We start from the raw sequence: 12700 nt of genomic DNA, 5'->3' as shown, positions 1-12700 counted from the left end.
AATCCACGTCAGGTCCTGGAGACGACACAACATGACTTCCCCGCAAGTAGCCCCTTTGACGTTTCAACGCTCGGCGACGCAGCCGCGCAACTGCACTTTCGATAGCCACGACTGGGACATTCTCAGCCGCTACTGGCATCCGGTGGCGTTCGCTGCCGACGTGAAAGACAAGCCCCTCAGCGTGACGCTGCTGGACGAGCGGCTGGTGGTGTTTCGCACCGGCAGCGGCGCGGACAGCCAGCTCGTCTCGGCGCGCGATGTCTGTCCGCACCGCGGCGCGCCGCTGAGCCAGGGCTGGGTCGAAAACGGCAATCTGGTCTGTCCGTACCATGGTCTCGCGTACGGCGGCGACGGCAAGTGCAAACACATCCCGTCGCAAGGGGACGGGCCGATTCCCGAGCGTCTGCATCTGACCACCTACGCCACGCAGGAAGCCTACGGTCTCATCTGGGTTTCGCTTGGCGGCGGCACCGAAGCCTTGCCCGAGTTTCCGAACTGGGACGATCCGTCGTTTCAGCAGATATTGCCGCCCTCGATCGACATTCGCGCTTCTGCGGGCCGGCAAACCGAGGGCTTTATCGACGTCGCGCATTTCGCGTGGATTCACCACGGCAGCTTTGCTGATCGCACGAACCCGGTCGTGCCGCAGTATTCCGTGGAGCGGCGCGAGCGCGGCCTGCATGCGGAATATGTCAGCACGGTGAGCAATTTCCCGAAATCGATGCAGCATCGCGCGCCGGATGGGTTTCTGTGGCGGCGCATCTTCGAAATCGACGTGCCGTTTTTTGCCCGCCTCACCGTGCACTTCCCGGAGGGCGGACGGCTGTCGATCCTGAATGCGGCGAGTCCGGTTTCCGCGCGCGAGACGCGGCTGTTCGTGCCGATCGTGCGTAACTTCGACAAGGATTTGCCGCTCGACGATGTCTACGAATTCAACCGCCAGGTCTTCGAGGAAGATCGCGCGATTGTCGAGTTGCAGTGTCCCGAGGACCTGCCGATCGACCGCAGCGCGGAGGCGCCGATTCTGGCCGACCGCTCGTCCGGCGCTTACCGGCGCGCGCTGGGTGAGATCGGTCTGGGCCAGGGGTACGTACGTTAAACAGGATTCGGGAGAGCGGCGATGAGTATCTGGGAATGCGTGATCTGCGGGTTTCGCTACGACGAAGCATTGGGTTTGCCGGAAGCGGGACTCGCGCCCGGCACACGCTGGGAAGACGTACCGGAGGACTGGATCTGCCCCGATTGCGCGACGGGCAAACATGACTTCGAAATGCAACGGGTAACGGCATGAACGAAAACGAAACGAAGCACGCGCCGGCGCCGGTGGCGATCGTCGCCACGGGTTTGGCCGGTTATACCGTCGCACGCGAACTGCGCAAGCTGAACAGCACGGTCCCGCTGATCCTGATCAGTCAGGACGACGGCAGCTTTTATTCGAAGCCGATGCTGTCCAACGCGCTGGCGATGAAGAAGGAAGCGCATGCGCTGGCGAGCTTCGACGCGGCGGCGATGGCGCAGCAGTTGGGGACCGAGATCCGCACGCATCGGCGTGTCGAGCGCATCGTGCCGGATGAACACACCATCGTGGTGGAGGGTGAAGCGCCGCTGCGCTATGACAAGCTGGTACTCGCAACGGGCGCCGACCCGCGACGTTTGCGGATCGCCGGCAGCGGCGCTGAAGACATCCTCTCGATCAACGATCTCGCGGACTATGCGCGCTTTCGCCAGGCCTTGAGCGGTTGCGGACCGGTGGCGATTCTTGGGGCGGGGTTGATTGGTTGCGAGTTTGCCAATGATCTGTGTTCGGCGGGTCACGCCGTTGCGCTGATCGATCCGGCGAAAACGCCGCTGGCGCGGCTGCTGCCCGAACATACCGGGGCGGTGTTTGCAAAAGCGCTGGGCGAGCGCGGCATCCGCTTTCATCTCGGACGCGGTGTCGCGCGTGTCGAACGTTTGCAAACCGGCTACCAGTTGACGCTCGACGATGGTGAGGTGCTGGCCGCCGACCTCGTCGTCTCGGCGATCGGCCTCGTGCCGCGCACGGCGCTGGCGTCCGCGGCGGGGATCGTCGTCGAACAGGGCATCCGCACCGATGCCTGGTGCCGCACCAGCGCGCCCGATGTCTATGCGCTTGGCGACTGCGCGGCGCTCGAAGGCAGACTGCAACCGTACGTCTTGCCCATCATGCATGCGGCGCGCGCGTTGGCCCGTACGCTCGACGGCGAAGCGACACGCGTGGCATTCCCGGTGATGCCGGTGGTGGTCAAGACGCCGGCCGCGCCGGCCGTGGTGGTGTTGCCGCAACTGGAAGGCGAATGGCGCATCGATCCGGCTGCGGACGATACGCTTCACGGCGCGCGCGCCGTCTGCCATCACCTGGAGCATGGCCAGCCGATCGGCTTCGCGCTGGTTGGGGCGGCGACGGCAGGCAAGGCGGCGTTGCTCAAGACGCTGGCGACCAGTGCCACGTAGTGGCCGAAGCACACGCGACGCCAGCGAGTGCGCCTGAGGGAACCGTGCGAGCGAATCCATCAGGAGGACTGAGGTTGCTTGCCACGTATCACGTGGCATGGTGACACTTTGGCGTGGGCCCGCCTGTCGCGGGGCTCCGGACATAATAAATCTTCCGACTGACCGACCTCACTTCGTGCCGGACCGGTTGCGTCAAAGGGCCTGTCACCTCTGAACGCCGCCGATTCTCCGCATTGCGCCGCAGGCCTCGCTTGCGGCGCTTTTTTTATGTCTGCGGCAGATGCTTCGCCACGTGCGCCACCATTCTGCGCAGCCACGTCGCCGCGGCGCTGCGGTGCGTCCGTTCATGCCACAACTGGTAATACGTCAACGGTTGCGCGCCGCCGGGAATCGGTTCGATCCTGAGCGGCAACAGTCCGGTGTAATGCGTGGCGAGCGCGCGCGTGGTGGTGAACAGCAGATTGGAACGCACCAGTACGTACGGCGCCATGCCGAAATAGGGCAGCGTGGTGGTCACCGTGCGCGACAGGCCGTTGCGCGCGAGTTCCACGTCGATCGTGCCCCACGCCGTGGTGTTGTAGGTGGTGACGGCCAGATGTTCGGCCTCCTGATAGACGCCCTGAGTGAGGCGGCCAGGCTTGATGGGATGACCCGCACGCATCAGGCAAACCAGTTCGTCCTTGCACAGCGGCTGCAGATGCAGATGCTCGGGCGGCGTGCGCCAGTTGCCGATCACCAGATCGAGGAAGCCGCTTTCCAGACCATGTTCATAGCCGCCGTCGACCATCATCAGATGCTTGAATTCGATCTTCGCGCTGGGGGCTTCGTGATGAAACGCGTCGACGATGGCCGGCACGAAAAACACATCCAGGTAATCCGGCGAGCCGATGCGGAAGGTGCGGTTCGTGGTGGCGGGATCGAAGCTCGTGGTGGGGTGCAGGATCGCGGCGATGCTGCTCAAAGCCTGCGCGGCCGGATCGATCAGGGTGAGCGCATGACTGGTGGGTACCATCCGGCTGCCGCTGCGTACCAGCAATGGATCGCCGGTCATTTCACGCAGCTTGCGCAGCGCGACGCTCACGGTTGGCTGAGACTGTCCCAGCAAGGTAGCGGTGCGCGATACGCTGGACTCCGTGAGCAACGTATGCAACACCTTGAGGAGATGAGAGTCGATGATTTCCCTGGACATGACATGCGGGATCCTTGTGGTTCAGCCGCGTCATCAAGGCCTGTCCGCGTACGCTGCGTTCGAAATATATGGGCGGATATAGCGGGCGTCAATCGAGGGTATCTACGATGCTCACTGGCACAGCCTTGCTGCGACGGGCTCATGGCCGCGGCAATATGCCGGTCATGGACGACGCTGTATGGAGAAAGTCTTGAAGTGGGTGCGACCAGGTGCGGGGGGGCGGGAGAACAGACTGAGGGTGCAACGTAAGTGCGGCGAGCCGTTGTTGCGGCCGGACTTGCCGGCCGCAACAACCTTGCTTCACCACGTCGTCAATCACGACGTCATGAATCGCATTACTGTGCCGCCGCCTTCTTGGGCTTCGGCGGCGATTGCACCTTGGCGTACTGGAACTCAGGCGTTGCCTTGATGGCGTCCTTGGTGGCGCCAGGCAAATACAGGTTGCCGCTGCGTACGTCAAGCGCGGCGATGGGCACCGCGACGTCGTGCGTGGCGACGCCGAGGAAGCCGCCCGCCGCAACGATAGCCGCGGAGACCGAGCCGTCCGGGGCGACGATCAGATCGCGCACCGTGCCGACCTTTTCATTCTGGTCGTTATAGACCGTTTTGCCGAGCACGCTTTTCTTGACGCTCCAGCCCTGCAGAAGCACGTTGGACTGTTCAACGGTGAGGCTCAGAGGCTGTGTGCCTGCGACCTGCGCGTGGGCGTTGATCGATGCTGCCAGCGCCACTGCTACCCATACTGTCTTGTGCAAAGCCATATCGTTCACTCCGTGGTTAGATTCGGTTTTTGGCACATCCTTCATGCCGCTTGCGGCGACGCGGGTAACTGTTCGTCGCGACTGCGCGGTATGTCCCGCTCCGGACGATCTGGAGGGGCGGTTTTCCATCATACCTTTCAGGCGGCTTTGCTGCATTTGTCAGACCTGCCGCAGATCGTCGCGCCAGCCCATGTACGCCGGCTGGCGTTTATGTCACGCGATGTCACGGGGTCCCGGGAAAAACGCGCAAACGCCCGCGTGGCGGGCCTTCCAGCGGACTGTCGGACGATGACATGGCGCGACATATCTTTGCAATAGGCTCAACGCACGGGTCCTTTTATAGTCCGTTCGTCGCCACGCCAAACGCTCAATGTGGCCCGAACTGCGAAGGACACACCATGAACATCTTCTCGTTTCAGCTTTCCACGACCAGCGCTGCGCGTGCGCGTACCACGGTCAAGCAATTCGCCCTTGCGGCCTGCACGGCGGTCGTCGTGCTGGGCAGCGCGCCGGCTCTCGCCTGGACCTCGCACGGCACAGCCTACACATCGCGCGGCACCTATAACGGCGCACACGCGGGGTCCTGCGGTGGCGGAAGCTGCTCGCACGCAGGCGCTGTCGAGGGTCCCTGGGGCGGGGTCGCCACCAACACCGGCACCGTGACGCGCACGTCGCCCGGCCAGTTTTCGAATTCAGGCACGGCGACAGGCCGTTACGGCAACTCGGTCCAGCATGCCGGCGATACCAGTTGCGCCAGCGGCACCTGTTCCCACACGGGCACGTTGACGGGCCCCGACGGCAAGACCGCCAACACGTCCGGCAGCGTGACGCGCGACGCGCCGGGCCAGTATTCGTCGTCGGGCTCGGTCACGGGATCGAACGGTAATACGTATAACCACTCGGCATCGACCAACTGCGCGGGCAATTCCTGCTACCGCTCGGGCTCGGTGAACGGTCCGGATGGCGGCACCGTCGATCACTCGGGCAGCGCGACGCGGGTGGCGCCCGGCGTCGTGACGACGTCGAGCAGCGTGACGGGCGTGCACGGCAACACCGTCACGAGCAGCGGCACGGTGGTTGCAGGCGCAACGGTCACGACGGGTGGCACGGTGGTTGCCGGAGGTACTGTTACGACGGGCGGTACGGCCGTGGTGGTGCACTCGCCGGCGGTCGTCGTGGCGCCGCCGGTCGCCTACGTGCCGCCGCCTCCGGTTGTCGTGGCGCCGCCGGTCGCGTACGTACCGCAGCCGCCGGTTGTCTATGTGCCGCGTCCCCCGGTTGTGTATGCGCCCCCGCCCCCGCCGCGGGCTGTGTATGTCGCACCGCGTGTCGTGTACGTCGCGCCGCCGATGCCGCGTCCGGTGGTGTGGGTGCCGGGTCACTGGTACGGCCGCGTCTGGATTCCGGCGCACTGGTCGTGAACGACGTCCAATCAACGGGAGTACTTATGCGACACGAACTGGAAGCGAGGCACGGGCGGCACGGCATGAACCTGGCCCATACGCGGGAAAACGCGACCCGTACCCGCTCTTTCCTGAAGCGTACGCGGCTCGTCATGCTGATCGTCGCGCTCACGGCGGTGGTTATCGTGACGGCCGGCGCAGCGGGCGAAACGAACGCGTTCGCGCTGCCTGTCCCCGGGATGGACAGCACGCAACTGTCCGCTTCCGGTCTTGCGCCGCATTCATCCCAATCGATCCATTGCGAACTGAAGTATGCAGCGGTGCTCGATCTCGCCGAACTTGCGCGCCACGAGGGCAAATCATCCAGGACCTACCAGCACGCGTTCCACAACGTCAGCGGCCAGATGAACGATTGCAACAGCAGCGCGCGCAATGTGGAGTGGCACGCATCGATCGACGCGCATTGAATCTGCCTGAACCGGCAGGCGGCGAGCGGAAAAGGCACGCTGCGGCTAGCGCGCGTCCAGGCGATAATCGCGGGCTCATTTAACCGGCGATGCCCATGACACAACCCGCATTTTTCCCGTTTCAGGATCTGGCCGCGACCTTGTTGCCGCACGCGGGCGACGCGAGCGGCGACGGATCGCACGACACCTCGCACTTGCAGCGTGTCTGGAAGAATGCCGCGGCCATTCAGGCAGAAGACGGTGGCGATGCACACGTTTTGTTTGCCGCTACGATCCTGCACGACTGCGTCCCCACCGAGAAGAGTTCACCGTTGCGCGCGCAGGCCTCGCGCCTGTCGGCCGAAAAGGCGGCCCGCGTGCTAGGCGAACTCGGCTGGCCGCAAGCGAAAATCGAAGCCGTGGCGCATGCCGTGGCCGCGCACAGTTTCTCGGCCGGCATCGAGCCGTTGACGCTGGAAGCAAAAGCGCTGCAGGATGCCGACCGGCTCGACGCGATCGGCATGCTAGGCGTGGCGCGCTGCTTTTACACTGCAGGCCGGATGGGCAGCGCGTTATATGACCCGCTCGATCCGCATGCGCTGGAGCGGCCGCTCGATGACCGCCAATACGCGCTGGATCATTTTCGCGCGAAGCTGCTCAAGCTGGCCTCAGGCTTCCGGACAGTGACCGGTGCCCGGCTCGCGCATTTGCGCCACGAGCGCTTGCAGCGCTTTCTCGATGAATTCGCGGATGAAATCTGATCGCTCGGGAGGGTGGCGAGAGGTCGCTTGACGGCTTGCAGTTTCACAGATTGGGATGTCGCGGTCCGTGCAGAATTCGTTCCTGTCAAAACGGGAATAAGCGGCGACATTCGGGCCCTTATTGAATTAACACACGTTCCAGGGCAGGGCACAATTGCGGCTCTCTCAGGTTCTAGCACGCCCTCGGAACGTTAGAACCTTTGGACCGGCGCGAGCCGGTCTTTTTTTCGCCTGTGTGTATTGATGCATCGCGCAGTGCGTTTCGCGCCGCTTGCTCAGAGCAAGTCCGCTGCTGACGCATGCAGACCATGCACGCACCGTCGATTCTTCAGGTGGGTTCGGAGTGTCCGCCCCAGCCAGTCAGTTCGTGGCGCAGCGCGGCGATATCGAAGGGTTTGGGCAGCAGGCGCACGCCGGGGATGGCTGCGCCGATATTGGCCTGCTCGCCGAAGCCCGACATCAGCAGGATGCGTAAGTCTGGCTGGGCCTGTCGCAGCGCGCGGGCGAGCGCATCGCCGGGAAGGCCCGGCAAGGTGACGTCGCTCAGCAGGATATCGTAACGCTGCAGCGTCGCCAGTTCGAGTGCCTCCTCGGCACTGGCGACGGCCGTGCATTGCAGCCCGAACGTCGCGAGCAACTCGGCCATCGCTTCGCGCGACGGCGCGTCGTCCTCCACCAGCAGCACGCGCACGGGAGTCGTGACGGACGCCGCTGCCAGCACGGCGCGATGCGCGTTCAGCACACCGCGTACCTTGCGCGCGAGGTCATCGCGGCGATAGGGTTTGCTCAGCAGCGTGACGCCGGCATCCAGCTTGCCGTGATGGAAGATTTCATCTCGCGTGTAGCCCGACGTGAAGAGCACAGGCACCGCAGGCAAACGCAATGCCGCGCGCCTCGCCAGTTCGACGCTCTTGACGGTGCCCGGCATGACCACATCGGTAAACAACAGGTCGAGGCGCACGTCGCTGTCGATAAACTCGAGCGCCGCGTCGCCATGCGACGCGGTCAGTACCTTGTAGCCGAGTTCCGCCAGCATTTCGACGGCAGTCAGTCGCACGTCCGCATCGTCCTCGACCACGAGGATGGTTTCGCGCCCACCAACTGGCGCTTCGCTCTGATCGATGAAATCGGTGGTCTCCGTTTCATCGCTGCGCGGAAAAAAGAGCCGCACAGTCGTGCCCTCGCCGACGGTACTGTCGATCAGCGTGTGACCGCCGCTCTGTTTCACGAAACCGAACACCATGCTAAGACCGAGACCGGTGCCATGACCGTTGGGCTTGGTGGTGAAAAACGGTTCGACGGCCCGCTCCATGACCTCGGCGGACATGCCCACACCGGTATCGGTGATGGCAAATACCACGTACTCCCCAGCAATAACATCCGCATCAGCGGTGACGACGAGATTCTCGGCGCGAATCGTCAGCGTGCCTTCGTTGCGCATGGCATCGCGGCCGTTGATCGCCAGATTCAGCAAGGCGTTTTCGAGCTGGTTGCGATCGGCGAGGACGTTCCAGAGATCGGCGCCCAACACGGTTTCCACCCGGATCGTTTCGCCGAGCGCATGGTGCAGCATCTCGCTCATGCCGCCGAGCAGCCGCCGCGGATTCAGCACGGCCGGCGAGAGCGGCTGACGTCGTGCGAAGGCGAGCAGGTGGGCGGCGAGTTGCGCGCCGCGTTTGACGGCCTGGGTGGCCGCGGCGATTCTGCGCTGGGTGGCGGGGTGGTCGCCGGCATCCGCGGCGAGCATCTGAAGATTGCCGTTGATGACCTGCAGGACGTTGTTGAAATCGTGTGCAACGCCGCCCGTCAGGCTGCCGATCGCCTCCATCTTCTGGGCCTGACGCAGTTGTTCTTCGGCCAGCGCGCGCGCCGCCACGGCGTCCGTGACGCGCTGTTCGAGCGTTTCGGTGAGCTGGAGCAGCGCGGTTTCGGCATGGTGCCGCGAGCGTTCGCCGAGCACGCGCCCGGTGGTCTCCACCACGACCGCGATCACGCCGGCCGGCGCGCCGCTGTCGTCGGCCACGGGGCTGTAGTAGAGGTCCATCCACACGTCTTCGGGCTGGCCATTGCGCAGCAACACCAGTTCCTTGTCACGGTACGACAGCGTGCCGCCGGCCAGACAGGTATCCACGACATGCCGATTGAACGAGGCGACTTCCGGCCAGCCCATTTCGACCGGGCTGCCAAGCAGGTAAGGATGGCGGCCACCGGCGAATTCCGCGTAGGCGTCGTTGTAGACCATGTAGCCCTGCTGGCCCCACAGCATCACGAGAGGGAGCGGTGAGCCGAGTACAAATTGCACAGCGGCGACCAGACTTTGCTGCCATGCATCGATTGGCCCGAGTTCGGTCGCCCTCCAGTCGAAGGCCCGGATGCGTTCGGCCATTTCCCCTTTCCAGCCGGGACAGCCATGGTCGTCTGCCGTGAATGGCATTGCTCTGCTCCACCGTTATCGAGTCCATAAGCGGGTTCGGGCCAACCGCGCGGATTTCATTTGTCGCACTGCATCGTCATTGCATCGGGATGTTTAGCAGGCGAGGACCGCCCCGTCAGTAGCAATCCGCGTTCCCAGCCGTCCGTGCGGGACCGCCCGATCGGGTGCGGTGGTGGCCGCCTGTGGGCGGGTGGCGGCCGTGGCATGACGATTGCGTCTGACGGACGGTCTTTCCTCGACCCCACAACTCACCGGACGACTCAATCCACCATGCCGAAGAAAACCACTGCAGCGCGTACCGGACTTCCGAAACCGGACGCCCGCCTGGCGTTGCTGACGACACGCCGCAACGCCCGAATGGCGCGTTCGGCGCACGCCTATGTGCGCGGCAACACGGCACGATTTTATGAGTGGCTCGACGGCATCGAAAATCACGCGCTGCCGGAGGGACCGGCGGTGTGGATCTGCGGCGACTGTCATGCCGGCAACCTGGGGCCGGTGGCGAATGCGCAGGGCCGCGTGGAGATCCAGATTCGCGATCTGGATCAGACGGTGATCGGCAACCCGGCGCACGATCTGATCCGGCTGGGCCTGTCGCTCGCGACCGCTGCGCGCGGCTCGGATCTGCCGGGCGTGACCACGGTCCAGATGATGGAAGCGTTGGCGGACGGCTACGAGCGCGCCTTCGACGACAGTTCGGATCACACCGATATTCAGGCGGAAAAACCCGAGGCGGTGCGCGTCGTCATGAAGGAGGCCTTGCGGCGCTCGTGGCAGGAACTGGCCGAAGAGCGCATCGAGGACATCGAGCCGCAGATCCCGCTTGGCAAGCGCTTTTGGCCGTTGTCGAAAAGCGAACGCAGCGAGATTGCCGCGCTGTTCGAGAAGCGCACCATGGCGCGTCTGGCAACCGAACTGCGCGCCGGCGACGACACCGCGAAGGTCACCGTGCTGGATGCAGCGTACTGGGTGAAAGGGTGCAGTTCGCTGGGGCGCTTACGCTACGCGGTGCTGCTCGACGTCGACGGTGCCGCGCTGGATGGCGACGATCTGTGCCTGATCGACATCAAGGAGGCGGTGCAGGCGGCCGCGCCGCGCTATGCGGGCGTGAGCATGCCGCGCGACAACGCGCAGCGGGTGGTGGAGGGCGCGCGCCACCTCGCGCCGTTTCTCGGTGACCGGATGCGCGCGGCGCGGCTCGGCAAACGTTCGGTGGTGATTCGTGAACTGCTGCCGCAAGACATGAAGCTGACAATCGAGCAACTGACACGTGCCGAAGCGATGAGGGCGGCGCGCTTTCTCGCGCTCGTCGTGGGCAAGGCGCACGCGCGCCAGATGGATGACATCGAACGCAAGGCGTGGCTCGGCGCGCTGCGGCGTAGCCGCAGCAAAACGCTCGATGCGCCGCCGTGGCTCTGGAAAAGTATCGTCGAACTGGTGAGCGGTCATGAGGCCGGCTACCTCGAACACTGCCGGCGTTATTCGCTCGAAAGGCACGCGTGATACAGTGCCCCGGCCTGCCGCCGGCAGGCGACGCATGACGCGTCGAAAGGCTGATTGAGCACGAGTATGGATATCGATTTTGAGTGCACGATGTGCGGCAATTGCTGTCACGATCTGCGCTTGCCATTGACGGTGACAGAAGCACTCGCGTGGCTTGCCCGCGGTAACGACGTGCAGATTCTCTGCGAAGCGTTGCCGTGGCCCGAGGAGCCCGCTGCGGACAATCTGCAGGCGGCGCATAAGCGTCGTCGCTCATTTGCGGCGCAAAGCGGCAGCTTGCCCACGCGGATCGTCGTGATCCTGACGGGGGCGTTTGTTGGACCGTGTCCGAATCTGCAGGCTGACATGCGCTGCGGTATCTATGAGGCGCGGCCGATGGTCTGCAGGATCTATCCGGCTGAGATCAATCCGTTTATCGAACTGGTGCCGGCCAGCAAGGGGTGTCCTCCGGAAGCTTGGGCGGCGGGGCGCGCGCCGTTGATACGGGCGGGGCGACTCGTCGATGCCACGACGGTGGACCTGATCGAGCGGTCGCGTGTGGCGGATGCAGTGGATGCGCCGGTCAAGCAGCGGCTATGTGCGTTGCTTGGGATCGATGCGGCTGCGTTGGCTAATGAAGGGTTCGTCGTGCATTCGCCGCGGCGTGAGGTGTTGCAGGCTGCGTTGCAGGCGGCGCTCGGGCAGGCGAGTGCTGCGGGTGCTGCTTCTGCTTCTAGAACGGTGGCGGCAGACGAGATGCCGTCTGCTGTGGGGTCTGGCTGGCGATTCGTATCGAACCGGCGGGCCACGGTGGAGACACTCGTGTCGGTCGGTGCGCTGGGTGACTATGCCGATAGCGGTAGTGTTGCGGCGTTCGAGTATCTTGGGTTCTTTCCTGCTGCCTAGTGTTGGCCTTAGGCTTGCCCTTTGGCCGGGCAAGCTGCGCATCCCGAGGACGCACCGCATTTCTCGTTCTGCGTCAGGGACTTGAGACGCATCCAGGTGGGTTGTCCACAGCGTTGTGAACATTTTCTGTGGACAATTTTGTCCTGCAACGCAACGCACCCACAAACATCTGTTTTGTGCAAATTCAACAGGCTAGATGTTCACATGTTGGATTCGGTGCTAGCTAGAATCCGACGGTGACATCTGTTTTGTGGTCTGAAAGTCCCTTGCGACATTTCCTGTCACGCTTGTAGGTGCTTGCAGATGGTAGTTTGTGTTGGTGAAAGGCGGTCGCAATTTTAGGATTTTCGCGTTACCTGGTCCCGTATAGCGTGCTTGTTCCTCATCCAAATACAATGAACAGGGACAACCATGACAAGAAACAGGATTAAGGTAAGCGCCTCGGCTGGGCCGTTCGTCCATTCGCGTGCGCGTAAAGCATGATGGTGAACTGAAGCTGCCAGTCAGGTAGAGGTATCTGGCGGACTGCCTGGGTTGTGCAGCTTGTCGGCCACACACCAGGGCAAGAGATCGTTGATGCGATTGATTTTGTGACCGGAGATATGGGTTAGCACGTAGTCGAGGTAGGCACGCGGATCAATGTCATTCAGTCTGCAAGTGCCAATCAATGCGTACATCGCGGCTGCCCGTTCGCCACCGCTGTCTGAGCCAGCGAATAAAAAATTTTTCCGGCAATGCACATAATTGCATTGCCGGAATAATGCGCAGCCAGAAATTATGCGGAGTTTGCATGGTACGGCTCGTCACGGGTTCAGTGCGACGCGCCTTGCATGGATCGTTGGGTAG

General features: G+C 63.5%; 12 protein-coding genes and 1 pseudogene. 8 read left to right on the top strand and 5 right to left on the bottom strand.

Going from position 1 to position 12700, the window contains the following annotated elements; translation table 11 throughout:
- The first annotated feature begins 31 nt into the window (after positions 1-31).
- From P3T43_RS06220 to P3T43_RS06210, 3 genes are read left to right on the top strand one after another with little or no spacing between them, the layout of a single operon-like run.
- Positions 32-1099, top strand: coding sequence for a Rieske 2Fe-2S domain-containing protein (locus P3T43_RS06220; protein WP_429280182.1), 1068 nt, complete (start codon positions 32-34; stop codon positions 1097-1099).
- A 21-nt stretch (positions 1100-1120) separates the two neighbouring features.
- Complete coding sequence (locus tag P3T43_RS06215) at positions 1121-1291, top strand: rubredoxin (protein WP_429280181.1); 171 nt, start codon at positions 1121-1123, stop codon at positions 1289-1291.
- Positions 1288-2472 carry an NAD(P)/FAD-dependent oxidoreductase gene (locus tag P3T43_RS06210; RefSeq protein ID WP_429280180.1) on the top strand — a complete coding sequence of 395 codons (1185 nt, stop codon included), beginning with the start codon at positions 1288-1290 and terminating at the stop codon, positions 2470-2472. The genes P3T43_RS06215 and P3T43_RS06210 overlap by 4 nt, the downstream gene beginning before the upstream one ends.
- 265 nt (positions 2473-2737) lie before the next feature.
- Here P3T43_RS06210 and P3T43_RS06205 read toward each other — a convergent pair whose 3' ends face one another.
- Positions 2738-3661 (bottom strand): LysR family transcriptional regulator, encoded by a 924-nt coding sequence (locus P3T43_RS06205; RefSeq protein WP_429280179.1) that lies wholly within the window; start codon positions 3659-3661, stop codon positions 2738-2740.
- Between the two features lie 335 nt (positions 3662-3996).
- Positions 3997-4422: a PRC-barrel domain-containing protein gene (locus tag P3T43_RS06200; protein WP_429280498.1), complete on the bottom strand. Its 426-nt coding sequence runs from the start codon at positions 4420-4422 to the stop codon at positions 3997-3999.
- A gap of 398 nt (positions 4423-4820) precedes the next feature.
- Here P3T43_RS06200 and P3T43_RS06195 point away from each other — a divergent pair, with 398 nt between their 5' ends.
- The 3 genes from P3T43_RS06195 (at position 4821) to P3T43_RS06185 (ending at position 7032) form a co-directional block, all read left to right on the top strand.
- Entirely contained in the window at positions 4821-5843 is a 1023-nt protein-coding gene (locus P3T43_RS06195) for a hypothetical protein (RefSeq protein WP_429280178.1), read from the top strand.
- Between the two features lie 26 nt (positions 5844-5869).
- On the top strand, positions 5870-6292 hold the full coding sequence (locus P3T43_RS06190; protein WP_429280177.1) for a hypothetical protein: 423 nt from the start codon (positions 5870-5872) through the stop codon (positions 6290-6292).
- 95 nt (positions 6293-6387) lie between these two features.
- Complete coding sequence (locus tag P3T43_RS06185) at positions 6388-7032, top strand: HD domain-containing protein (RefSeq protein ID WP_429280176.1); 645 nt, start codon at positions 6388-6390, stop codon at positions 7030-7032.
- A gap of 328 nt (positions 7033-7360) precedes the next feature.
- Here the strand turns inward: P3T43_RS06185 and P3T43_RS06180 are convergent, their stop codons facing one another.
- Positions 7361-9466, bottom strand: a complete 2106-nt coding sequence (locus tag P3T43_RS06180) for a response regulator (protein WP_429280175.1) — start codon at positions 9464-9466, stop codon at positions 7361-7363.
- Positions 9467-9736: 270 nt separating this feature from the next.
- Here P3T43_RS06180 and P3T43_RS06175 point away from each other — a divergent pair, with 270 nt between their 5' ends.
- Entirely contained in the window at positions 9737-10969 is a 1233-nt protein-coding gene (locus tag P3T43_RS06175; protein ID WP_429280174.1) for a DUF2252 domain-containing protein, read from the top strand.
- A gap of 66 nt (positions 10970-11035) precedes the next feature.
- Positions 11036-11854 (top strand): YkgJ family cysteine cluster protein, encoded by an 819-nt coding sequence (locus tag P3T43_RS06170; protein ID WP_429280173.1) that lies wholly within the window; start codon positions 11036-11038, stop codon positions 11852-11854.
- A 503-nt stretch (positions 11855-12357) separates the two neighbouring features.
- Here the strand turns inward: P3T43_RS06170 and P3T43_RS06165 are convergent.
- A pseudogene (locus P3T43_RS06165) lies at positions 12358-12585 on the bottom strand (transposase domain-containing protein); the annotation flags it as partial.
- Positions 12497-12700 (bottom strand): hypothetical protein (locus P3T43_RS06160; RefSeq protein WP_429280517.1); only part of this gene is annotated, 204 nt, incomplete at its 5' end. The gene P3T43_RS06160 and the pseudogene P3T43_RS06165, both read right to left, overlap by 89 nt.

Origin of the sequence: Paraburkholderia sp. GAS41 (genome assembly GCF_050436545.1) — a bacterium.
Classification (GTDB): domain Bacteria; phylum Pseudomonadota; class Gammaproteobacteria; order Burkholderiales; family Burkholderiaceae; genus Paraburkholderia.
This window is presented reverse-complemented; position numbering and strand designations above follow the sequence as displayed.